Raw genomic sequence first — 23,399 nt, 5'->3', positions numbered from 1 at the left:
TTGTTGACGACCCAGAGCACTCGGACACGTCACTGCACGGTCGGCGTCGTTCGGGAGTCGAACGACGGTGAGCGTCGGGTCGCGTTGGTGCCCAAAGTCGTGGCGTCGTTGATCGCCAAGGGCGTCGACGTGGTGGTCGAGTCGGGTGCCGGTTTGGGCGCGCTGATCCCGGACGAGTCGTACAAATTGGCAGGAGCCGCCATCGCCGATCCGTGGTCGGCGGACGTGATCGTGAAGGTCGCGCCGCCGTCGGACGAGGAGGTGGCCCGGTTGCATGCCGGGCAGACCCTGATCGGGTTCCTCGCCCCCCGCAACCAGGACAATCAGGTCGCCGCGCTGAAGGCGGCCGGGGTGCAGGCGTTCGCCGTCGAGGCGATCCCGCGGATTTCCCGTGCCCAGGTGATGGACGCGCTGTCGTCGCAGGCGAACGTGTCCGGGTACAAGTCGGTGCTGCTCGCGGCGTCGGAGTCGACCCGGTTCTTCCCGATGCTCACCACCGCCGCGGGCACCGTCAAGCCCGCCACGGTGCTGGTGCTCGGGGTCGGTGTCGCCGGCCTGCAGGCCCTGGCCACGGCGAAGCGTCTCGGTGGCAGGGCCACCGGCTACGACGTGCGCCCGGAGGTCGCCGACCAGGTCCGCTCGGTCGGTGCCCAGTGGCTCGATCTCGGGATCGACGCCGCCGGTGAGGGCGGGTACGCCCGCGAGCTGACCGAGGCGGAGCGGGCGCAGCAGCAGCAGGCGCTCGAGGACGCGATCAAGGGCTTCGACGTGGTCATCACCACCGCCCTGGTGCCCGGCCGTCCGGCCCCGCGCCTGGTGACCGCCGCCGCGGTGGAGGGCATGAAGCCCGGCTCCGTGGTGGTCGACCTGGCCGGGGAGACCGGCGGTAACTGCGAGCTCACCGAGCCCGGTCAGACCGTGGTCAAACACGGGGTGACGATCTGCTCGCCGCTGAACCTGCCCGCCAGCATGCCCGAGCACGCCTCGGAGCTGTACTCGAAGAACATCTCCGCGCTGCTGGAGCTGATGTTGGTCGAGGGCCGGCTGGCCCCCGATTTCTCGGACGAGGTCCTCGCCGCGTCCTGCGTCACCCGCGACACCAAGGAAATCTCATGATCACAACGCTTTTCAGAATGCTCGCGACGCCGCTGGCGGTGTTTCTCGACCATGTGATGGTCCTTCAGAGAACCCACGAGTTCGTCGACCTGTCCGAGCAACTCCGCGATGATACGGATGTTCATCGAGACACCAAGGCGGCCGTCTGATGTACACCGAATTGTTGGCGAACATCGCGATCCTGGTGCTGTCCGGGTTCGTGGGGTTCGCGGTGATCTCGAAGGTCCCGAACACGTTGCACACCCCGCTGATGTCGGGCACCAACGCCATCCACGGCATCGTCGTCCTCGGTGCGCTGGTGGTGCTCGGCAAGGTCGTGGGCCCGCCGTGGGGGTTGCAGGTGATCCTGTTCGTGGCCCTGGTCTTCGGCACGATCAACGTGGTCGGTGGTTTCGTGGTCACCGACCGGATGCTGGCGATGTTCAAGTCCAAGCCTATCCCCGCCGCCGCCGCCGCTGCTTCCGATGTCACTGCTGTTGAGAAGGGTGGGGACCGGTAATGGAATATGTGGTCAACGTGTTGTACATCGTGGCGTTCTCGATATTCATCTACGGTCTGATGGGTCTGACCGGCCCGAAGTCCGCGGTCCGCGGCAACCAGATCGCCGCCGCCGGCATGGGTGTCGCGGTGGTGGCGACCCTGATCGCGATCCGCGGCACCTCCAACTGGGTGCTGATCGTGTCCGGTCTGGTGATCGGTGTGGTGCTGGGGGTGCCGCCGGCGTTGCGGACGAAGATGACCGCGATGCCGCAGCTGGTGGCGTTGTTCAACGGGGTCGGCGGCGGCACCGTCGCGTTGATCGCGTACGCCGAATTTTTGGACTCGGACGGGTTCACCGCCTTCGCGCACGGTGAGTCGCCGACGGTGCACATCGTCATCGCGTCGCTGTTCGCGGCGATCATCGGGTCGATCTCCTTCTGGGGTTCGGTGATCGCGTTTTTGAAGCTGCAGGAAACGTTGCCGGGCCGGCCGATCGGCATCGGCCGGTTGCAGCAGCCGCTCAATGCGGTGCTGCTGATCGGGGCCGTCGCGCTCGCGGTGGCGATCGGGGTCAAGGCCATCGATCCGGCCGCACCGACCAGCCAGTGGTGGATCGTCGGGGTGCTGGTGCTGGCGGCGGTGCTCGGGTTGATGGTGGTGCTGCCGATCGGCGGCGCCGACATGCCCGTGGTGATCTCGCTGCTGAACGCGCTCACCGGGTTGTCCGCGGCGGCCGCCGGTCTGGCGCTCAATAATCAGGCGATGATCGTGGCCGGGATGATCGTCGGGGCGTCGGGTTCGATCCTGACCAATCTGATGGCGAAGGCGATGAACCGGTCCATCCCGGCGATCGTGGCCGGCGGGTTCGGTGGCGGCGGGGGTGCGGCGGCGGTCGGGGACACCGCCGTGAAGACGGCGAAGTCGACCTCGGCGGCGGACGCGGCGATCCAGATGGCGTACGCCAACCAGGTGATCGTGGTCCCCGGGTACGGGTTGGCGGTGGCGCAGGCCCAGCACGCGGTCAAGGACATGGCGAAGATGCTCGAGTCGAAGGGGGTGGAGGTCAAGTACGCCATCCACCCGGTGGCGGGCCGGATGCCCGGGCACATGAACGTGCTGCTCGCCGAGGCGGATGTGGAGTACGACGCGATGAAGGAGATGGACGACATCAACGACGAGTTCGCGCGCACCGATGTCACCCTGGTGATCGGGGCGAACGATGTCACCAACCCGGCCGCGCGCAATGATCCGTCGTCGCCGATTCACGGGATGCCGATCCTGAATGTGGATCAGTCGAAGTCGGTGATCGTGCTGAAGCGGTCGATGAATTCCGGGTTCGCCGGTATCGACAACCCGATGTTCTTCGCCGACACCACCTCGATGCTGTTCGGGGACGCGAAGAAGTCGGTCTCCGAGGTCACCGAGGAACTCAAAGCCCTCTAGCGGTTACGTCCCTAGACACCGCGACGTAATCGCACGGCACCTCCGGCGATTTCAGGATGGCACCACCCACCAGAACATCGGCCGCTCTCTGCACTCCGGCGAGCTCGATGGCGCGGACGATGAGATAAGGCGACGACCTGCACATCCACACCTGGTCGCTCGTGACCACGCCGTCGACGTCCCGACCGCACTCACCGAAACGGCGACCCATTGGCATCGAATACCAGATTTTCGAACGAAACGTACCGGTTTTTATAATCATGCGTTGACTAACGCCGTCAAACGGCCTACCGTCAACACCAATTCACGAAATCGGAACTCTACGTATCGGTATCCGAAATTCAAGCCAACACTCCCGCTGGTTCTAGCGCAGCCCAACCCTCGAAGGAGGAACGCGCATCATGAGTAAGAAGAAGAACGGTGCCGATCGCACCGCTGTCTCCGGTGTACAGAAGATGACGCCGTCGGAGGCGTTCGTCGAGACGATGGTCGCCAACGGCGTCACCGACATGTTCGGCATCATGGGATCCGCCTTCATGGATGCGATGGACATCTTCGCTCCCGCCGGGATTCGACTGGTCCCGGTCGTGCACGAGCAGGGCGCGGGACACATGGCCGACGGATATGCGCGGGTCAGCGGGCGGCACGGCATGGTGATCGGGCAGAACGGTCCGGGTATCAGCAACTGTGTCACCGCGATCGCTGCCGCGTTCTGGGCGCACAGCCCCGTCGTCATCGTCACCCCCGAGGCCGGCACCATGGGAACGGGCCTGGGCGGCTTCCAGGAAGCCAACCAGCTGCCGATGTTCCAGGAATTCACGAAGTACCAGGGGCACGTCAACAACCCGAAGCGCATGGCCGAGTTCACGGGCCGCTGTTTCGACCGCGCGATGTCCGAGATGGGCCCGACGCAGCTCAACATTCCGCGCGACTACTTCTACGGTGAGATCGAGACGGAGATCCCGCAGCCCACCCGCCTCGACCGTGGCCCCGGCGGGGAGACCAGCCTGAACGAGGCGGCTGAACTGCTGGCGCAGGCCGAGTTCCCGGTGATCGTGTCCGGCGGCGGCGTGGTGATGGCCGACGGTGTCGAGGAGTGCAAGGCACTCGCCGAGCGTCTCGGCGCCCCCGTCGTCAACAGCTACCTGCACAACGACTCGTTCCCCGCCAGCCACCCGCTGTGGACCGGACCGCTCGGCTACCAGGGTTCGAAGGCCGCGATGAAGCTGATCAGCCAGGCGGACGTGGTGCTCGCCCTCGGCACCCGCCTCGGCCCCTTCGGGACTCTGCCGCAGCACGGCATGGACTACTGGCCGAAGAATGCCAAGATCATCCAGATCGACGCGGACCACAAGATGCTCGGTCTGGTCAAGAAGATCTCCGTCGGGATCTGCGGTGACGCGAAGGCCGCTGCCGTCGCGCTCACCGAGCGGCTCGAGGGCAAGGCCCTCGTCTGCGATGCCAACCGTGCGGCACGCGGCGAGAAGATCGACGCCGAGAAGGCCGCGTGGGAGAAGGAACTCGACGAGTGGACGCACGAGCGCGATGCGTTCAGCCTCGACATGATCGCCGAACAGGAAGGCGAGGACGGCAACTGGCTGCACCCGCGTCAGGTGCTGCGGGAGCTGGAGAAGGCGATGCCGGAAGACGTGATGGTCTCCACCGACATCGGCAACATCAACTCCGTCGCCAACAGCTACCTCCGGTTCGAGAAGCCGCGCAGCTTCCTCGCCCCGATGAGCTTCGGCAACTGCGGTTACGCGCTGCCGACCATCATCGGCGCGAAGGCGGCGGCACCGGAACGGCCCGCCATCGCATACGCAGGCGACGGCGCCTGGGGAATGAGCCTGGGCGAGATCATGACGGCTGTCCGGCACGACATCCCGGTCACCGCCGTCGTCTTCCACAACCGGCAGTGGGGTGCGGAGAAGAAGAACCAGGTCGACTTCTACAACCGCCGCTTCGTCGCCGGTGAGCTCGAGAGCGAGTCCTTCGCCGGAATCGCACAGGCGATGGGCGCCGAGGGCATCGTGGTGGACAAGCTCGAAGAGGTCGGTCCCGCACTGCAGCGCGCGGTCGCCGCACAGATGAACGAGGGCAAGACGACGGTCATCGAGATCATGTGCACCCGCGAACTCGGCGACCCCTTCCGCCGCGACGCGCTGTCGAAGCCGGTTCGCCTGCTCGACAAGTACAAGGACTACGTGTAACCCACATGGGCGTCGTGTTCTGATCCACGCGGGCGGTCGTCGAGAGGTCGACGACCGCCCCGTCTTCGATGAGAGAGCCAGACAAGTGACCAATTCCGAACTCATGCTGAACCCGGAACGCGAAGTACCGACACCACATTCGGCATTGTCGAAACGATGGTTTGCCCAACTGAGTGGACGTAATCGAGTGATCGGATTCGCCGACGGTGAGGACGAACGCACCATCCGCGCCGCACACGCACTCAACCGCAGCGGTGTGGTGACGCCACGCTTGTACGGCAGGCGCGAGGCCATCCACGTCGCCGCCCGGGACGCGGGCAGTCTCGTTCCGGAAGAATGGATCGCCGATGTCGTCGAGGGCGTCGACGACGTCGTTCGCGAAGTCATCGCAGCGAGCTACGCGCAAGAGCCGCACCGCATCGCGGCTGCGCAGACCGACCCGATCCACATCGCGGCAGCGGCAACCCGCGCGGGCATCATCGACGGATGCGTCGCCGGGGCTACTCGCTCTACATCTGATGTGCTGCGGGCAGGCCTGCGAATCGTCCGACTGGAACCGGATACGATCACACTGTCAAGTTGCTTCTTGATGCTGCTACCCAACGGCCGAGCCGTGACTTTCGCCGACTGCGCAGTCGTGCCCGAACCGTCCGTCACCCAACTCGCCGACATCACCCTCGCTGCATGCGCCACGCACTCCGAGTTGACGGGACAATCCCCGGTCGCGGCCATGCTGTCGTTCAGCACCCAGGGAAGCGCTCAACACCCCCGCGTCGACCGCGTGCGCCAGGCGGCAGAACTGGTGCGCGAACGCGACTCTGAACTTCACGTCGACGGCGACCTGCAGTTCGACGCTGCTCTCGTCCAGGAGGTTGCAATCACGAAAGCACCAGGGTCTACGGTGGCGGGACGCGCGAACGTGTTCATCTTCCCCAACCTCGACGCCGGGAACATCGGCTACAAGATCGCCCAACGTCTCGGACGGGTAGTCGCATTGGGACCGATCCTGCAAGGCCTGAACGCACCGATCAACGATCTCTCGCGGGGGTGCAGCAGTTCCGACATCGAACTGATGGCCCTAGTCACCGCAATCCAGTCACTTGCCATCTGACGCTGTCCGGCCGAATTCTGAGTCGCACCGGATGTGCTGCAATCGGACATGCACCGAACCCATATATGTCTCCCTGGCTCAATCTGATCAAATGGCGGAACACCTGAATTGAGCCGAAACATCCAAACAGCCAGAAGGCTACCTTAGAACTAGGTGCTGAACTCGCTGCTTCGACGAACCGGTCGGTCGAGCGCGCAGCGCGATGTAGCACGCGAGTGACCGCCCCCTCCACATTTCAGGCCGAGTCATGAATCGCCTACGTCGCACTGCAGCGGGAAGCGCTTCGCCGGCACCGACAATGCACCGCTGTGCCACCCGGCGCGGCCTTGCCGGCGCGACGCCACCAGGTGCGCCTCGGAACGACTTCCTAGCCCAGACCACAAACGCTTTCAGAGAGTCATCGGCAGCCCCGCTCGCCAAGGAACCGATGGGTCGTTGGCGTCGCCTGACATCGGACATACAGACACCGTGATTCCCGGCAATCCACGCTTCACCGAGCGTGGACAACTCCGGTAGCCGCATTCTCCTGTCCGTCTCGACGCGCAAGACGTACGAGTTCACCGGCAGCACCGGCCAATTGCCGTGGCGGCCGCCACACGGCACGCAACGATCGATCGAGGTCAAGACCGTCTACGTCGATTACGCGCATGTCACCAGAGCGAACCTGATCGGCGACGGCGAGAGTGCTGAGCACCGCAGGGTCGACACCACCCAGCACGCTGGTGCGAATCGCTGCAGTGCTGCCGAGTTCCAGCAGCGGCACGGCTCGGGTGTACTCCTGGAGTGCCAGATCCAACGTGGTTCGAGTCCCGGACCCCAGGCCCCCGGGCCAACAGAGGTGTCGCGGCGAGTTCGGCGAATGACGCCCGCATCTGCACATCAAGCCCTCGCTGCTCCTGGTCACCACGCTGGCACTCGCAATGGCCGCCTGCGGTGACACTCTCACTGTGGGCGCCATTTCTGCTGTTCAGGGTGGATTATGTTGTTGGCCGCACTGTTCGGCGTCTCAGCGGCCGAGATCGCGGTCGTAGCGACTATGGATCCGTCGCGACAGACTTTCGCAGGCTTGGGGTCTTCACCGTCAGGTAGACATTGCACCCGCGATGATGCACCCGTGCACTAACATTTAGGAGACATGGCCCAAGTGGATCACCGAGGATGCCCTATGGCTCGGTCTGCCGGGCCGCCTCAGAAGTGCTTGCAGGGCCGCGGTGCCGCCGATTCCTCCGGCGAGCAACCCCAGCAGCAGTGCCACGTTGGTGTACATGTCAACCTCCCTTCGGGTGTGGTGATGGTCGGACAATGTTTCGGCGGGCTTGATCCCGTGCTCACGTACGCATAGTCAGATGACGGTCGGAGCCGTCTACTTCGCTGTGCCCGCTGTCGTCACGGATGCCTCTGCGAAAGTCTGCGGGCGCCGGCGCGACTTGGTTTCGCGAGCGTCGGCCTTGGCCCGCAGGGGGTTGCCTGTCTTGGCCACACGATGTCCGACAAGAGTCAGCATCGGTCGTGGAATCCCGACACCCTTCACCGGCATGCCTGTCACATAGCCTTCCTTGAAGAGATAGTTCGAGGCGTCGTACACCTCGTCGTCGCTGAGCGCCGACGCTGTCCACCCGACTTCTCCTCCGATGGCATCCGCGTCCAAGATCGGGCTGCGATAACCCTCCGTTGTCTTTGCAAGAAGCCAACGCAGAACAGCGTCACGAACCGCCCACTGACGATCGGTAGCTGCACTCACATTTCAGTCCTCCGGTAGATGCCGTTGATGCTTCCATGCACCATAGCAGTCGGCAAGGAATAGGCAGGTATCGAACTATTCTGCGCGTCTTGGGATTTCGGAGAACCTCCGGTTGATGCTGCAGGATGATCGGCGCGGGAGTGACTGAGGCGCAGGGTATCTCGCGCGGGAACAGACCGGTGACGACGTTCTGGCCGATCCCGTCGTCACCGTCGACGCACTCCGAGCCGGCCCTTTTGCGCGTGGCTCGGTAGACGTGCCGTTCCCCCGAATATGTCGCTGAACTGGACTTATTTCTTTTTTTGGGTATGGTCGAGGTCAGTTCGCGGTTGCCGATTCGGAAAGGACCGACAATGGCTGACAGGTCCGCCGTCAAGAGTTCAAAACAGTCTGCACGTGCTCTCAAGGAGCGCCGGGCGGAGAAGCGAGCGAAGGCCCTCGAATCGACTCAGTTCATTCGAAAGCGTAAGAGCTGAAGCCATCCTGGAGCATCGCCACCTCCCCGCCGTCCTCGTCACTGCCTGAGGGTTGGAATGTCGCACTCGACGCTCGGCCAAGAGAAAAGCCGACTCGCCCCATCACGGACTACCAAGTTTCGGGTTCCAGCTACTTGGGGTGAGGACCTCGCCGGCTTCCCTCCTTTCCGCTAAACACGGCGAATGTCATCGGCCTGCATCCGCGTGAAACCTAACGGGGGGCCAACTTCCGGCGCATTTTAGTGGTGGGTGCCGGATCGACTGAAACGAGTGGTGACGATGCGAGTGTTGAACGTGATGCAGCGACCGGTTCGAGTGGTGCGCCAATCCGACAGTATGCGCACGGCCGCAGTGCTGCTGGCCGAGTACGGGTTCGCGGCGGTGCCGGTGGTCGACGACCACGACCGGTTGGTTGGGATGTTGAACAGTGGAGACGTGTTGCGGGCCGGACAAACGTGCTCGGAGACGGTGGGCGAGGTGATGACTGCACCCGCCGTTGCGGCGCCGATGTATCACTATTTGGCCGATGTGAGCCAGATGCTGCTTCAGCAGGGACTACGCAGTCTACCGGTCGTGGATATCGACGGGCGGGTAGTGGGCATCCTCAGCCGCAGTGACGTGGTGCGGTTGATGCTCAAACCGGACGAGACGATCGCCGTGGGCGCGCAACGCCGCCTCGACGACTATACCGGGGACGGACGCTGGCGCGTGACGGTCGAGGAGGGCTGCGTCACCCTCGCAGGCCCGTTCGCAGACGAATCCGAACGCCGCATCGCGATCGCATTGAGCAAGACCGTACCGGGCACCCGCACAGTGTCCATTGCCACTGACGACTAGGTGGTGGTCGATCAGGCACAAGCTGTTGGCAACAGCGCGCCGCGGTGATCACTACACCGCCGCGACTCAGTGCGCGGTGAGGGTGTTTCGGCATCGCCCCGACGGCCTGAGTGCTCAGTCCGCGGCCACGCCGACCGGGCTGTGGCCGAAGGCACTCTGATCGCGGCGCCCGTCGTGACGCTGCGCCGCACGCACGGCCACCCTGCGCCGGTAGCGGCCCGGAGGCCGAGAAAGAGAGAACGAGGAATGAATCGATCGCGCACGCCCGCCGCGGCAATCCATCGATCCTTCGCCCACGGCGGATCGATGAGCACGCGCCAGATCAAGGCCCATCTCGAGGTGATGTTCGCCCCCGAGACCGATCACGGCGCCCCGGGAGGAAACGCCGGTTCAGTGCTCGCACACCGGCTCAGCGAGGCTGAGTAGAACACGGTTCCGCCTCTCGAGGACAGTGCCTGAGATCGCAGAGCGCCGGACACCCGCAGCACACGTGAGTACCGAACTCACCGACGGGCACGATCCCCCACCACGCCGACAGCACAATCGGGACAACATCGGCCTGGACGACCACAACAAGGACCCCGACACCGACCTACGAAAACGTCAGGAGCAACCATGACCCCCTCCCCCATCACCACCACCCTCGACGCCGAGCATCAACGAATCGCCGGCAAGGCACTGCAGGGCACCGTCGTCGACCTGATCGACCTGAGCCTGATCGCCAAACAGGCGCACTGGAATGTCATCGGACCCCACTTCCTGGCGGTACACCCCTCCCTCGACGAGCTGGCCACCGTCACACGCAAATTCACCGACGAGGCGGCCGAACGCGCCACCGCGATCGGTGTCAGCCCGGACGGCCGCGCGGCCACCGTGGCCGCGGACGCGGGCACCACGGGATTCGCCGAGGGCTGGACACCCGACGCCGAGGTGGTCGAGACGATCGCCGCGAACCTGGCCGCCGTCATCGAGCGGTTCCGGGCCCGCATCGAGTCCACCGAGAAGGCGGACCCGGTCACCCAGGACCTGCTGATCGGCATCACCGCCCGACTCGAGCAACTGCACTGGATGTGGCAGGCCCAGAGCGCACAACCATCTACCCACCGCCGTCGGCTCGGACAGCTGCTCGTCACCTAGCACCGCCAGACAGTGCCCGAACAAGGAGGCGGCCGCGCCAAACGATCGGCACCGGCGGTCTCGGCCATCAATGCCATAACGATCGCGTTTGCATGCCGCACTCCAATCGCCCCAGCACGCGAAGCCCGAGTGCGACGACAGTCCATGCCGCCCAATGATCGGTTGCGGGTCATTCCAGCGGCTGCGCCACAGTGCGTGTGAGAACTCGAACTGGCGCGCGCCGAGAATCGAAGAAAGTGGGCTCCTGATTGGGTCGGTGATCACCAGATCACCGCCCCAACAGGAGCCCACAATGTCATCATCGCCGATCTCATTGTGCCCGGGGGGACATGGTTGCGCGGTGTACTCGTCGCCGGTCACCGACGCAGCGTGGGCGCCCCTCGAATCGCGATTGCCTGCACCGGGTGGCACGGCAGGTCGCGGGAGGCGACCCGAGAAGAATTGCCGCCCTTCGTAGTTGATGCCACCCTATACATCGTGCGCGGTGGTACCGCGTGGCGGGAAACCGCCGGCGGAGTTCTGGTCAACCGGGACGGTGTACGCGGTCTTCGCCCGCAAATACCTGTGCACGAAACTCGCCCAGAAACGAGCGATCCATCGCACGCCTTTCGCCGAGCGGTCCCTGATTTGACAGTGTTCGTCGCAGTGGTCGACTCCTGCGCGCGGCACCCACTCCGAACGGTGCGATGCACCCCCCTGCCGGGTCGATCGGGACGCTCTCGACCCGAGGAAGGAACCTGAATGGGAGAGCCCGATCGGCTGATTCAGCCTCCGGCCGACAGATCTCAGCCGCGATAGCATGCACCACAGCCATCGACGACGAATGGGCAGCTGAGTCATCCTGCGTCTCTCATACTCTCAAGGTGAGCGCGCGGTGATGCACGAGGATCGAGGTTGATGTGGTCGAGGTTCCAGTGCGCATAGACATCGGGTGTGCGGCGGATCTGGTGCCCGTCGCGGCGAACATCCAGCGGGGCGTAGACCAGGTGTACCGCGCACACGAGGGTGCATCAGCCTCGACGGTGCGGGCAGCTCTCAAACGCAAGTTCGGGCAGGGCGATCGGGACAACCGCAATCGAGGACCTCGCCGGATGCATCTCGGACGGGAACACTCCGGTGATCACACCCTCGTCCCCGTAGCGATCGGGCCGGCAGACAGAAGGAGAACCCGAGCGATCCGAACGTCCTGGCCTCCATCACCGCCACTCACAGCTGCAGCCTGCACCGACGGTCACACGGGACGCCCCCCATGCGGCTGCATCCGGAAGACCAATCCAAGAGCGGACTGGCGCCGAGGGTAGTGATCAAACGGTCGTCGGCGACTGGCCACCGCCGAAAACTTCGGGCGCCGGCACGCTCGATATCGTCGCCATAGACGACGTCGCCGGGGATCGGCCTGATCGTGCACCTCGACGTCGTGCAGGGCCCTTTCGACACCACACGCCAATCTCCGCGCAAGCCGTGTTCGCCATCCTGGGGTGGGATCCTCAGTGCCGTGGGTCGACGAAGTCGGAAAGGCATCTGCCCGGACCCACACGCACCCGGCGGCACGGACCTGCAAATGAAAGTGAGCCGGCACGGGATGCGCGGCAGCGCCCGTATCAGACCCACCCCCATCGCAGGATCGCTCATCTCTGCCCTTCGTAGCCCCCGGCGGGCCTGGCGCCGAGAAGGATTGGTCAGCCGCTGACGTGGAACACTGCACGCCGGCCGCGGTCAGCGGCACGGCGCAACGCGGCCTGGATGGCGGCGGTGCCACCGATTCCGCCGGTGAGGACAAGTAACAGTAGGGCGACATTGAGGTTCACGGGACAGGTCCTCCTCGGGGCGGGCCAAATGTGGCGTTAGGTGGGGAACGTAATGTGGTGGGGCTCAGTTCACTCGCAGCCCGCGGAATCGGTACTGATCGACCCGGCACCGGCGAGGATCGACGGAATCCTGTGGTCGGGTCTCACACTCATGATGGACGCCACGAGAAGGCCGCGAAGTCATTGCCGACCGTTACACCCTCACCAGCGAACAACGTGCCCGCCGCCGCGCGAACGGCGACGGGCAGGCGAAACTGTAGGTCGCTCTGCGCACCTTGGCCGATCCTTCCAGCGCCCACGCTACGATCTTCGGAGCACCCTGTCATCCAGTAGGACCGCAATGAATTCTGCTATCCTTCCGGAGTTTTCGGTGATGCACCCTGGCCGCCCGGCGCCGACATACGGTCCAGGCCGTACCGATCGCTAACCAATGAAATAGTCGACCGATGGGTCGGTCCTTCGCGACGGAGTGTGCGTACGCGGATACGACACATACCTCGCGGCGCGACCGGACTGGGTAACCTCGTCGGTGCCGGCGTGGTCTGCGCCGACGACGGCGCGGACCGCACAGGTTCCGCGCTCAACCCCGTGCTCACGTACTCATCGTCGAGTGACCGGTCGAGTCATTCTCTCTTTCACTTCACTGCCGCCGTTGTCGCGGATGTCTCTGCGAGCGGTGCCGCCAGACGCCGGCGCACCTTCGCCTCGTGAGCGTCGACCTTGTACCTCAGCGGTTTGCCGGTCTTGGCCACCCGACGTCCCGCGACAGTCAGCATCGGTCGTGGAATCCCGATCCCCATTACCGGCACGCCTGTCACATAGTTCTCCTTGAACAGGAACATCGAGGCGTCGACGACTTCGTCGCGGGTGAGCGGCGAGGCCACCCACCCGACCTCTGCTCCGATGGCATCCGCGTCCAGAATCGGGCTGCGATAACCCTCCGTTGTCTTCGCAAGAAGCCAACGCAGAACAGCGTCACGAACCGCCCACTGACGATCGGTAGCTGCACTCACATTTCAGTCCTCCAAATAGATGCCACTAATGCTGCCCTGCACCATAGCCATCGGGAAGAAATAAGCAAGTCCGTGAAATTTCCTGCGCGCCTTGCACCTCGGAAACTCCCGGCGGACGTCGCACGCGACCGGATCGGACGCCACAGGGGGTGAGAGTACCTCGGATCGGGGAACAGCCCGCCGACGCACCAACCGACGCCGTCGTCACGGCCCGCGCATCATCGAACCGCCTCTAATCGGCCGCTGAACTGGACTTATTTCTTTTGTTGGGTATGGTCGAGGTCAGTTCGCGGTTGCCGATTCGGAAAGGACCGACAATGGCTGACAAGTCCGCCGTCAAGAGTTCGAAACAGTCCGCACGAGCCCTCAAGGAGCGCCGGGCGGAGAAGCGAGAGAAGGCGATCGCGTCCACTCTATTCACCCGAAAGCGGAAGAGCTGACGCGACACTGGCGTCAACACCGCACCCCGCCACCCTCCTCGCTGCCTGAGCGATCGATGATATTGCCCCGCGAACTCGGCTAACAGCCCAGACCCGCGCCCATATCAGACGTAGCAGCTTCGGAAGAGAACGGCTCGGAGCGTGGAAATATCAGCGACTGCACTCTCTTCCATTTTTCTACAGCGGTGACAGCGGCTCACAAAACCCTGCCGAGTTCAATGGAAGCACATCGCAGTCTTATTGGTCCGCCCCGCGTGTGACCACCCGATCGGGGGCCAACTTCCGGCCTCTGACACGCCCGTCCCGGCCCCTCCGCGGCCGGGACGACGTGTTTCCCAACGAGTTCAGGGTGAGCGAGACAGGGGCACTCCCACAACATCCGGTGAGATGACTGTCTCCCTGCCGACCCATGGGGTCGGCGCACGAGTACCGGATGTGTCGAGAATTGATGGAACAGAAATGAATCGTCCTGGACTCGTTCCCCGTCGGCCGAACCCGGCTTCGCTGTCGTCGCGGAGACGCCGGGCACTGTTGCGGGTCATCCTGCTGCCGTTGGATATCGTCGAAAGCGCCGACCCGGTCCCGGTACCCGCGGTCGACGAGGTCGAGCCCTTCCCGCCGGCTCGCATCAGCGCCCCCACCGCCACCGGAGACGATGGACCGCACGCACAGTTGCTGGCGTTCCGGCACATCGTCGATCGCAGCAGTCCCCCGGTTACCTTCGGCCTCGCACTCGATAACCAGCGCGCACCTGCCGGCCCACAACACCGCTACGTCGGCCCACCGGCCACGTGCCTGTCACTGTGGGAGGTTCCCGGCAACGGGCTGGTGCTGGCCTGCGAGGAACTCACCCCCGACCGCACCGGCAGCCTGATCGACCGGCACAATGACCCGCTCCGCGGCGGTGGTAGCCCCGAATTCTGGGCCGCCATCGAAGCCTTTCTTCGTCCCTTCGGGCTGACAGCCGAGGCGAGCCCGATCGACGTCTTCCCGCGGCTGGACACCCGACTGCCCAGATCTGAGGTCTACCGGCCGCTGCGCAGCCTGACAATCCGCGGCCCTCATTGGACCGATTCGGGAGCCCTCGAGGGCCTGATCATCGAGGTCCACACGGACGGGGTCGGTACGGTACGGCGACTGGTCGATGAATCGGGCACCACACCCAGCGCAGGGGCCGCGTCCCCCTCCTACCGTGGACTCTTGCGGTGGCACCGGGCCCCGCTGATCGACAGGGCGTCTCGTCTTGGGTCGGGGATCGCGATTCGCGAGGACGCCCGGGCCCTCGCCGTCGACCTCGGCGCCACCGCTACCGCTACCGGTCCCGGCCATCTCGGTCGGGGCAGCCGTGAGATGGTCTACTGCCTCATCGGCTGGGTCGCCCTCCGCGCACAGCACTCGGCGGACCACCGACGCGTACTGTCGCTCCTGCGCAACCGCCGCCACCTGAGCGAACGCGGCGCCCTCGCGGGCCTCGGCGACATCGCGGCGGCTCGCACACGGATGATCGAGACACGGCTTCTGCAAACACACCCCGCGGGTGCTCACCGGCCTCCGCGGATCCAATCGACACACCTTCGATCAACGCTGGCGAACCGCACCGCCGACGAGATCGCGTTTCTGCATACCGAACTCGGTAAGTTGTGTGATAGTGCTGAAAGCTGTCTGTTGCCCCACGCGCTCGCCTCCGCCCGAGACCGGCGGTCCACGCTCGTATCGGTCGCGGCCGCCGGTGCGCTGTTCGCCACCTCGCTCCACGCGGCCGTCGCGGCATCACCGGAGTACCTCCAGCGCTGGGGGTTCACCGTGGCGGTTACCACCGCGATCGGCGCTGTCGCCATACTCGAGGTTGTCGCACGTCGTCGCCCCTCCAGGACACTGACCGCACCGACACCGGTCTCGCCGCCACGGGTCTCGCCCGCCATGACACCTGTCAAGGACCTCGAACGTCGACGGCGGGAGTCGATCTTCCCATTCGAGACGCAGGTGTGGCGCACCGCTCCGAGTCGCCGCGGCAACACGCCCACGTTGCGAGAGTGCCTCGAGGCCAACAACCTTTCCGGCTTCGGACCTTCCAACCCACCGTTGGTGGCGGCAAGTTCGTCGTCCCATCCAGAAGCAGAATAGACCCGACCTTCAACAACACCGGCACGCTTGCGGGACCGTATGTTCCAGCGTGAAGGCCGCGGCCGTTCTTATTGTCCTATCGTCAAAGGAATATTCGCGCGATGTTAGTGACCTCGTACCCGTCCTGGTGGCAGATGTTGGCGGTGTTGTCGGTGGCCGTGGTGCTGTCCACGGCGGTGGGTATGGAGCGGCAACTGCGGCAGAAGTCCGCCGGGATGCGTACCCATACCCTCGTCGGTCTCGGCGCCGCATTGTTCATGATCGTCAGCAAGTACGGGTTCAGCGACGTCCTCGCCGAAGGCCTGGTCACGCTCGACCCCTCGCGGGTGGCCGGCCAAATCGTCTCCGGAATCGGCTTCATCGGCGCCGGGCTGGTCTTCGTCCGCCGCAACAAGGTGCGCGGACTGACCACCGCGGCGTCGATCTGGCTCACCGCCGCGATCGGGACCGCGTCCGGTGCCGGGCTGATCCTTCCGGCGGTGTTCGTCACCGGCTGCCACTTCGTCATCGCCTTCGCGTATCCGGTCGTCGTCCGTTCCACCCGGCTCGGTAAGCCCAGCCAGCACCTCCTACGAGTGCGGTACGCCGACGGCACCGGCGCACTCCGGCGCATCATTTCGGCCTGCACCGAGCACGGGCTCGCCGTTCAGGGTTTTACCACCCGACACCCCGATACCGACACCGGCGGCGTCCTCACCCGCCTGCGCGACAATCTGGACACGGTGCTGCCACTCACCAGCAGCGTCGAAGTCGAACTCGAACTGTATGGAACCACGAACATGAGCGAACTGGTGACACAACTATCGGTCCTCGACCACGTCGCCGGAGTCCATTGCGAAGACCCACCGGAATAGGGATGCTCCGCCGTCGACTCGGGCCAGGTAGCGGTGAGGGAAAGGAAATACGATGACCGGAAACACGGCAAAGGTGAATCGGATGATGCCCTTCGCGCTTCGCTGGTTCCCGCATGGCGGCGGCCCGGCGGAGGAGATCGTCGCTGTCTTCGGTATGGATACCTGCGAGTTCTTCCGCTGTCTGAACGCGCAGCTGCACCCGAACCCCCCGACTCCGCTCCGGCCGGAGATCGTGGAGAAGATGAAGGCCGTGGCACGGCGGCGTCTGTGGCTCGCGGGTTGAGACCCACGGACCGCGGAACGCTTGGGCGCGCACGATTGGATACCGGCAGCTGGCGCCATGGACTCGTCGGCTACGGCTACACCACCTGCACCGAAACTCCGGCCCGCTGGTTGGGCAACGTGAGTCTGAGCAGTTTCCCACGGGATGAGCGGGCTATCGGCTCACGGCCGTGCATCACGATTTTCGAGCGGCTTTCGGTGCCTCGTGCTGGTCGAGGACGCCACGCAACAGCTTGCGGGGCGATCATGGTCGACGGGGAAAGCCGTATCACTCACTCCGTCGGGGTCATTGATCCGTTGCCGCTGACAGCGGTGTGATGAGGAACGCGAGCCGGAATTTTCCGATTTTGATCTCGTCACCGTCGGCGAGCAGTGCGGTGTCGACCGGTGCCCGGTTGTGGTAGGTGCCATTGAGGCTGCCGACATCGGTCACCCGAAACGAGTCGTTGTCACGCCGGATCTGGGCGTGGCGGCGGCCGACGGTCGTGTCGTCGAGGTAGATGTCGCTGTCGATGTGGCGACCGATCGTGGTGACCGTCTGATCGAGCAGGAACCAGTCACCGCGGTTGGATCCCCGTGTGACCACGAGCAGTGCCGAACCAGACGGCAGTGCCTCGACCTCGGCACGGCCCCAAGGCGGGTCGCTGGCGGCCGGATGCCGTCGACGGCGGGCGGTGGGGAGGTTCATCCCGGCGTACGACTTCGCCGACAGTGGGCCATCGAGTGACAACTCGGTCACCAGTGCGGCTTTCGCCCGATACTCGCGGAGCAGACGGTCAGCGTCGTCTCGGATGGCCGAGCCGGCCCGAACACCGGAGCCGATTTTGGTGTCTGTGAGTTCGAATGATGCGGTCACGACGAGGTCCTCTCTCTGCGCGAGGAGAGCAAGCTAGCACTGCCTCATACAACAACTAATATTTACTATTAGAATAGTGCAAACTCGTCGTCCGCCGGAAGGCGAAACGCGTGTGACTAGCATCACTAAGGGTACTTGACCTGGCACGATCCGATGCTCGACCGCGCGCCGCCTCCTTCGCCGATACAGATGGTTTCTACTAATGGTCTCGGCTAAAGTAGGCAGTATGAGCGAGCAGACGTTGACCGACCCCACGCTGCCGACCGCGCTCGGCGAGACCCGGAACCGGGTGCTGGACCTGCTGTGCGCCGCGGCGGAACCGATGGGCGTACAGGACATCGCCGACCGGGTCGACCTGCATCCGAATACGGCCCGGTTTCATCTGGACGGATTGGTCGACGCGGGCCTGGCCGAGCGTCGCGCCGAGGACCGCCGCCGGCCGGGTCGGCCCCGGATGGTCTATGCCGCTACCACCTCGGATGCGTCCACCGGCCAGCGCAGTTATCGGTTGCTGGCGGAGATGCTGACCGGCCTTATCGTCGACACTCTGCCCGAGCCCGGCCGGGCTGCCGAGACGGCCGGGGAGGCGTGGGGTCGCTACCTGGCGGAGCGGCCGGCCCCGTCGCAGCGGGTGGACGCCGCCGACGGGGTCCGCCGGTTGTCGACGGTGCTGGCCGAGTCCGGCTTCGCCCCGGGCGCGGTGGAGAACCTCACTCGACCAGTGATCCCGTTGCGGCACTGCCCGTTCCGGGAGGTAGCCGAGCAACACAGGGACGTGGTGTGTTCGCTGCACCTGGGCTTGATCCGCGGGGCGCTGGCCGAGGTGCGGGCACCTCTCGCGGCCGATCGGCTCGAGCCGTTCGTCGAGCCGTCGCTCTGCCTGGCGTACCTGACCCCCACTCCTGATGAACCGTCATAGGAATCGGGCGAGAAGAACGGGTATTGAATCGAGCGTGGATGCACACTGAATAGATCGACTCACGAGAGAACGAGAAGAGCATGCCCGTGTTCGTCGTCGAATACACCTACAGCCCCGAAACATCCTCCGGTCGTGATGATCACCGAACCGACCACCGTGCGTGGCTCGCCGAATTGGTCCGCCGCAAAGTGGTGCTGTCATCGGGTCCCCTCGCGGACCATACCGGCACCCAGTTCATCGTCGACGGTGCCGACGAAGACACCGTCACACGTCTGTTCACGCACGATCCATTTGCTCGAGCAAACCTCGTATCGAAGGTTCTCATCAGCATATGGAACCCCGTGATTGGCGAAATCCGCGGCTAGGTGCTGATCCACGCCAGTGTCGGGATATGCCGATCGGGCATCGTCGGCGGAATTGACCGAACCGTGCACGGTACCTCTTGAGGCTCGATGACCTCTGGTACTCGACGGTTCTTGTCCAACGGTCGTGGTCACCCGCGGAATCGTTGCGCGATCAGCTCCCGCGGCAGCTGCTCGGGGCCCGGGTACGCGACGATGACACGAATGCCGTCCGGGTCGCAACCATCGACGAACGTCACCCCGCCGACCGTCTGCGTGTATGTGGCCGCGTCATATGTGCGTAGTCGCTCGGTGATCCGCTCCAACTCGTCCTCGGTGTCGGCGGCCCACATGACGTAGTGGACGCCGATAACGCTTACCCCGCGACGGGTCGATGCCCCCTTCTTCGCATACATGTAGATCTGAAAGTTGTCCGGCGTCACAAGGAGTGCTGCATCGGGCTCGCGCACAGCGACACGGCAGGCGAATACGTCGCAGTAGTACTTCACCGACCGATCCAACTCGGCCACTTGCATCACCGACGAGGCAACCTTGGCAGCGCACATCTCATCTCCTACGCCCGGGCGGTCCGTGATCTTCACCGTAACGCTCACGGCGCGGGGTGGACCCGTCGCTCAGATCGGAACGCACGCATCCAATATTGTCCTCCGACACCATCGCGCCGCGCAATGCGGCAAGCGAATCGGGCCGATGATTAATCGTTCCACACTGTCCTGCAGATCGCCCCACTCAGTCTGCACCGTTGAGCCACCGGATCGGTCGTGGAGGTGGGGACATTCGGCCCTGGCAATTTGATGCGGACGGGTTATGGTGGCAGGCAAGGTCCGCGCTGCTGCTGCGGTGTCTGTGCTACGGCTGGCAACGCTGAAACAGGAGGACAGCTGTATGCCCGAGTCGCTGTATCAGCCCACCACGCCGGAGATTTCGGAGCGCCGCAAGGCGCTCGCACCCGGGATTCACGACGCCTTCGAGAATTTCAGTCGCGCCGTCTTCGCCGACGGTGCGCTGCCGGAGAAGACGAAACAGCTGATCGCGGTCGCGGTCGCCCATGTGACGCAGTGCCCCTACTGCATCACCGGGCACACCAAGCTCGCCCGCCGCACGGGCGCCGAACCGGAGGAAATCATGGAAGCCATCTGGGTCGCGGCGGAAATGCGGGCCGGTGGTGCGTTCGCGCACTCCACGCTGGCCCTGAACGCCATGAACCATAGTGGCCACACCACTACCGGGGAGCCCGAACCGTGAGCGGCAACAGTTTCGGTGCGCGCTCCACACTGACGGTCGCAGACCAGACATACGGTATCTACCGGCTGGATGCGATCGAGACCGACGTCCAGCTTCCCTACAGTATGAAGGTGCTGTTGGAGAATCTGCTCCGCAACGAGGACGGCCGCCTGGTCACCCCCGGACAGGTCTCGGCCCTGGCCTCGTGGTCACCGCGCAATCCCGGCCACACCGAGATCCAATTCACCCCGGCCCGGGTGCTGATGCAGGACTTCACCGGCGTGCCGTGTGTGGTCGACCTGGTGGCGATGCGGGACGCGATGACGGCGCTGGGCGGCGACCCGCGAAAGATCAACCCGCTCATTCCCACCGAATTGGTCATCGATCACTCGGTGATCGCGGACGTCTTCGGCCGGCCCGACGCCTACCGGGTCAACGCCGACCTCGAGTTCTCCCGCAACAAGGAGCGCTACCAACTGTTGCGGTGGGCGCAGCATGCCTTCGACGATTTTCTGGTCGTGCCACCCGATACCGGCATCTGCCATCAGGTCAACCTCGAATACCTGGCCCGCGTGGTCTTCACACGTGACACACCGAACGGCCCCCTCGCCTACCCGGACACTCTCGTCGGCACCGACTCGCACACCCCGATGATCAACGGCCTCGGCGTGCTCGGTTGGGGAGTCGGCGGAATCGAGGCGGAGGCGGCCATGCTCGGCCAGCCGATGAGCATGCTCCTGCCGCAGGTCCTCGGGCTCAAACTCACCGGCGCCCTACCCGAGGGCACCACCGCCACCGACCTCGTCCTCACGATCGCCGAATTGCTCCGCAAGACCGGTGTCGTCGGCAAATTCGTGGAGTTCTACGGCCCTGGCGTCGCCAACGTCCCGTTGGCCAACCGGGCGACCCTGGGAAACATGAGCCCCGAATACGGTTCGACCTGCGCCATCTTCCCCATCGACGACGAGACCCTCCACTATCTGCGTCTGACCGGGCGACCCGAGCAGCAGATCCGACTCGTCGAGGCCTATGCCAAAGAACAAGGAATGTGGCACGACCCCGATCAGGAACCGGCCTACAGCCACACCGTTGAGCTCGACCTCGCCACCGTCGAGCCCTCCATCGCGGGTCCGAAACGACCCCAGGACCGCATCCCGCTGGCCAGCGCGCCGCACGCCGTCGGGTCCTTGCTGGCGGGCCAACCACTGCCGTCGGCGCTGGAAGCCGGCCTCGACGAGGCATCCGACGAGTCATTCCCCGCCAGCGATCCGATCGCGATCGACCACGACCGCGCCTCGGACGGGCCGGCGGCACCGTGCCGGTGCGGGAAGAGCCATGAATGGCCCTCCGACCCGGTGGAGGTGGTCCTCGACGGCGAGGTGCACAGTGTCGATCACGGGCACGTCGTCATCGCGGCGATCACCTCGTGCACCAACACCTCGAATCCGTCGGTGATGATCGGTGCGGGCCTGCTGGCGAAGAAGGCCGTGCAGGCGGGCCTGACCCGCAAACCGTGGGTGAAGACGTCGCTGGCCCCGGGATCGCGTGTGGTCACCGACTACTACGAACGGGCCGGTCTGTCCCCCTATCTGGAACGGCTCGGCTTCGGACTCGTTGGCTACGGCTGTACCACCTGCATCGGTAATTCCGGTCCGCTGATCCCCCAGGTCAGCGACGCGGTCACCGGACACGATCTGACCGCCTGCGCGGTGCTGTCCGGGAACCGTAACTTCGAGGGCCGCATCCACGCCGAGTGCAAGATGAACTTCCTCACCTCCCCGCCGCTGGTCATCACCTACGCACTCGCCGGGACCATGCTCGCCGATGTGCGCCGTGACCCGATCGGGACCGGGTCGGACGGGCAGCCGGTGTACTTGCGCGACATCTGGCCGAGCACCGAGGAGGTCAAGGCAGTCATCGACGAATGCCTGCAGTCGCAGATGTTCACCGACGGCTACTCGAATGTCTTCGCCGGTGACGACAACTGGCGCGGTCTCGATGTCGCCTCCGGCGAGATCTTCGAATGGCACGAGGACTCCACCTACGTGCGGCGGCCACCGTACTTCGACGGCATACAGCCCGAACCGCAACCGATCTCCGACATCACCGGCGCCCGGGTGTTGGTCATGTTGGGGGATTCGGTGACCACCGACCACATCTCACCCGCGGGCACGATCCGCCGCGACAGCCCGGCCGGTATCTACCTGCGAGAGCATGGTGTCGAACCGCCCGACTTCAATTCCTACGGATCCCGTCGCGGCAACCACGAGGTGATGATCCGCGGTACCTTCGCCAACATCCGGCTGCGGAATCTGCTGGCCCCGGGCACGGAGGGCGGCGTCACCCGCCACCTCCCCCGCGGGGAGGTGATGAGCATCTTCGACGCCGCGAACGCCTACGCCGCCGAGGGCACTGCGCTGATCATCCTCGCCGGCGCCGAATACGGATCTGGGTCCTCGCGCGACTGGGCGGCCAAGGGAACACTGCTGCTCGGGGTCAAAGCGGTCCTCGCGACGTCGTTCGAACGCATCCACCGCTCCAACCTGATCGGCATGGGGGTGCTGCCCCTGCAGTTCCCGCCCGGTCGCACCCGCGAAAGCCTCGGGCTGACCGGTGAAGAGGAATACTCGATCACCGGACTCGAAGGCGGCGACCCGGGCGCGGACTTCCCTACCGAGGTCACCGTCCGAGCCGACCACCATGGTCAAGTACAGGAATTTCCGGCGACGGTGCGGATCGATACCCCCGCGGAGGCGGGATACTTCCGGCACGGCGGGATACTGCAATATGTGCTGCGACAGCTCCTCGTCACCTGAGCGGCTCGCCATGCCCACCGGGGCAGCGACCGCCGGCCGGAACGGGAGTGGTGGCCCCGGTCCACTTCCTGCCCGGAGAGCACCCATGCGGAAACAGCGTCTCTCGAACAGCCCCCGCACCTCCGCCGTCACCCCCGGTGGAGTGAACAG

21 protein-coding genes and 1 pseudogene are annotated in these 23,399 nt (G+C 64.9%); 16 read left to right on the top strand and 6 right to left on the bottom strand.

Annotated elements, in window-relative coordinates:
• The 6 genes from PSR88_RS38650 to PSR88_RS38625 all read left to right on the top strand — a co-directional run bounded on the left by PSR88_RS38650 (position 1) and on the right by PSR88_RS38625 (position 6,360).
• The gene (locus PSR88_RS38650) at positions 1 to 1,116 is read left to right on the top strand and encodes a Re/Si-specific NAD(P)(+) transhydrogenase subunit alpha (protein WP_029537987.1); all 1,116 of its coding nucleotides are present in this window, start codon (positions 1 to 3) and stop codon (positions 1,114 to 1,116) included.
• The gene (locus PSR88_RS38645; protein WP_016880552.1) at positions 1,113 to 1,265 is read left to right on the top strand and encodes a hypothetical protein; all 153 of its coding nucleotides are present in this window, start codon (positions 1,113 to 1,115) and stop codon (positions 1,263 to 1,265) included. Before PSR88_RS38650 ends, PSR88_RS38645 begins: the two co-directional genes overlap by 4 nt.
• The gene (locus tag PSR88_RS38640) at positions 1,265 to 1,615 is read left to right on the top strand and encodes an NAD(P) transhydrogenase subunit alpha (RefSeq protein WP_016880553.1); all 351 of its coding nucleotides are present in this window, start codon (positions 1,265 to 1,267) and stop codon (positions 1,613 to 1,615) included. The genes PSR88_RS38645 and PSR88_RS38640 overlap by 1 nt, the downstream gene beginning before the upstream one ends.
• Entirely contained in the window at positions 1,615 to 3,039 is a 1,425-nt protein-coding gene (locus tag PSR88_RS38635) for an NAD(P)(+) transhydrogenase (Re/Si-specific) subunit beta (RefSeq protein WP_342338977.1), read from the top strand. Before PSR88_RS38640 ends, PSR88_RS38635 begins: the two co-directional genes overlap by 1 nt.
• A gap of 401 nt (positions 3,040 to 3,440) precedes the next feature.
• Positions 3,441 to 5,249, top strand: coding sequence for a sulfoacetaldehyde acetyltransferase (gene xsc / locus PSR88_RS38630; RefSeq protein ID WP_016884751.1), 1,809 nt, complete (start codon positions 3,441 to 3,443; stop codon positions 5,247 to 5,249).
• Between the two features lie 103 nt (positions 5,250 to 5,352).
• On the top strand, positions 5,353 to 6,360 hold the full coding sequence (locus PSR88_RS38625; RefSeq protein WP_342338983.1) for a phosphotransacetylase: 1,008 nt from the start codon (positions 5,353 to 5,355) through the stop codon (positions 6,358 to 6,360).
• Between the two features lie 490 nt (positions 6,361 to 6,850).
• Here PSR88_RS38625 and PSR88_RS38620 read toward each other — a convergent pair.
• Together PSR88_RS38620 and PSR88_RS38615 are read right to left on the bottom strand one after the other, a co-directional pair.
• Positions 6,851 to 7,217: pseudogene (locus PSR88_RS38620) on the bottom strand (LysR substrate-binding domain-containing protein); the annotation flags it as partial.
• 506 nt (positions 7,218 to 7,723) lie between these two features.
• Positions 7,724 to 8,101 carry a serine recombinase gene (locus PSR88_RS38615; RefSeq protein ID WP_342338976.1) on the bottom strand — a complete coding sequence of 126 codons (378 nt, stop codon included), beginning with the start codon at positions 8,099 to 8,101 and terminating at the stop codon, positions 7,724 to 7,726.
• Between the two features lie 755 nt (positions 8,102 to 8,856).
• Here PSR88_RS38615 and PSR88_RS38610 point away from each other — a divergent pair.
• The 3 genes from PSR88_RS38610 (at position 8,857) to PSR88_RS38600 (ending at position 10,551) form a co-directional block, all read left to right on the top strand.
• A complete protein-coding gene (locus PSR88_RS38610) occupies positions 8,857 to 9,414 on the top strand; it encodes a CBS domain-containing protein (RefSeq protein WP_016880665.1) in 558 nt (185 codons plus the stop codon).
• 490 nt (positions 9,415 to 9,904) lie between these two features.
• On the top strand, positions 9,905 to 10,033 hold the full coding sequence (locus tag PSR88_RS38605; RefSeq protein WP_272943390.1) for a hypothetical protein: 129 nt from the start codon (positions 9,905 to 9,907) through the stop codon (positions 10,031 to 10,033).
• Positions 10,030 to 10,551, top strand: a complete 522-nt coding sequence (locus tag PSR88_RS38600) for a Dps family protein (protein WP_016880663.1) — start codon at positions 10,030 to 10,032, stop codon at positions 10,549 to 10,551. The genes PSR88_RS38605 and PSR88_RS38600 overlap by 4 nt, the downstream gene beginning before the upstream one ends.
• 1,679 nt (positions 10,552 to 12,230) lie before the next feature.
• Here PSR88_RS38600 and PSR88_RS38595 read toward each other — a convergent pair.
• The gene (locus PSR88_RS38595) at positions 12,231 to 12,359 is read right to left on the bottom strand and encodes a hypothetical protein (protein WP_272943389.1); all 129 of its coding nucleotides are present in this window, start codon (positions 12,357 to 12,359) and stop codon (positions 12,231 to 12,233) included.
• A gap of 635 nt (positions 12,360 to 12,994) precedes the next feature.
• Positions 12,995 to 13,372 (bottom strand): serine recombinase, encoded by a 378-nt coding sequence (locus PSR88_RS38590; RefSeq protein ID WP_342338975.1) that lies wholly within the window; start codon positions 13,370 to 13,372, stop codon positions 12,995 to 12,997.
• Positions 13,373 to 14,271: 899 nt separating this feature from the next.
• Here PSR88_RS38590 and PSR88_RS38585 point away from each other — a divergent pair.
• From PSR88_RS38585 to PSR88_RS38575, 3 genes are all read left to right on the top strand, one after another.
• Positions 14,272 to 15,936 (top strand): hypothetical protein, encoded by a 1,665-nt coding sequence (locus PSR88_RS38585; RefSeq protein ID WP_037196066.1) that lies wholly within the window; start codon positions 14,272 to 14,274, stop codon positions 15,934 to 15,936.
• 101 nt (positions 15,937 to 16,037) lie between these two features.
• Positions 16,038 to 16,790, top strand: a complete 753-nt coding sequence (locus PSR88_RS38580; RefSeq protein WP_029538068.1) for an MgtC/SapB family protein — start codon at positions 16,038 to 16,040, stop codon at positions 16,788 to 16,790.
• 52 nt (positions 16,791 to 16,842) lie between these two features.
• On the top strand, positions 16,843 to 17,073 hold the full coding sequence (locus tag PSR88_RS38575) for a hypothetical protein (protein WP_016880658.1): 231 nt from the start codon (positions 16,843 to 16,845) through the stop codon (positions 17,071 to 17,073).
• Positions 17,074 to 17,358: 285 nt separating this feature from the next.
• Here the strand turns inward: PSR88_RS38575 and PSR88_RS38570 are convergent, their stop codons facing one another.
• On the bottom strand, positions 17,359 to 17,928 hold the full coding sequence (locus PSR88_RS38570) for an FHA domain-containing protein (RefSeq protein ID WP_016880657.1): 570 nt from the start codon (positions 17,926 to 17,928) through the stop codon (positions 17,359 to 17,361).
• 226 nt (positions 17,929 to 18,154) lie between these two features.
• Here PSR88_RS38570 and PSR88_RS38565 point away from each other — a divergent pair, with 226 nt between their 5' ends.
• Both PSR88_RS38565 and PSR88_RS38560 read left to right on the top strand, forming a co-directional pair.
• Positions 18,155 to 18,847, top strand: a complete 693-nt coding sequence (locus tag PSR88_RS38565) for a helix-turn-helix transcriptional regulator (RefSeq protein ID WP_016880656.1) — start codon at positions 18,155 to 18,157, stop codon at positions 18,845 to 18,847.
• Between the two features lie 80 nt (positions 18,848 to 18,927).
• Positions 18,928 to 19,212 carry a YciI family protein gene (locus PSR88_RS38560; RefSeq protein WP_016880655.1) on the top strand — a complete coding sequence of 95 codons (285 nt, stop codon included), beginning with the start codon at positions 18,928 to 18,930 and terminating at the stop codon, positions 19,210 to 19,212.
• A 128-nt stretch (positions 19,213 to 19,340) separates the two neighbouring features.
• On the opposite strand, the gene PSR88_RS38555 is transcribed toward PSR88_RS38560, so the two are convergent.
• On the bottom strand, positions 19,341 to 19,754 hold the full coding sequence (locus PSR88_RS38555) for a VOC family protein (RefSeq protein ID WP_029538066.1): 414 nt from the start codon (positions 19,752 to 19,754) through the stop codon (positions 19,341 to 19,343).
• 340 nt (positions 19,755 to 20,094) lie between these two features.
• Between PSR88_RS38555 and PSR88_RS38550 the strand changes: the two genes are divergently transcribed.
• Together PSR88_RS38550 and PSR88_RS38545 are read left to right on the top strand one after the other, a co-directional pair.
• Positions 20,095 to 20,454 (top strand): carboxymuconolactone decarboxylase family protein, encoded by a 360-nt coding sequence (locus PSR88_RS38550; protein ID WP_016880653.1) that lies wholly within the window; start codon positions 20,095 to 20,097, stop codon positions 20,452 to 20,454.
• Entirely contained in the window at positions 20,451 to 23,249 is a 2,799-nt protein-coding gene (locus tag PSR88_RS38545; protein WP_016880652.1) for an aconitate hydratase, read from the top strand. Before PSR88_RS38550 ends, PSR88_RS38545 begins: the two co-directional genes overlap by 4 nt.
• Positions 23,250 to 23,399 lie beyond the last annotated feature (150 nt).

Source organism: Rhodococcus sp. DK176, from assembly GCF_038447315.2.
GTDB classification, from domain to species: domain Bacteria; phylum Actinomycetota; class Actinomycetes; order Mycobacteriales; family Mycobacteriaceae; genus Rhodococcus_F; species Rhodococcus_F jostii_A.
The sequence above is the reverse complement of the archived record's forward strand: the minus strand, read 5'-3'. Positions and strand labels throughout refer to the sequence as shown.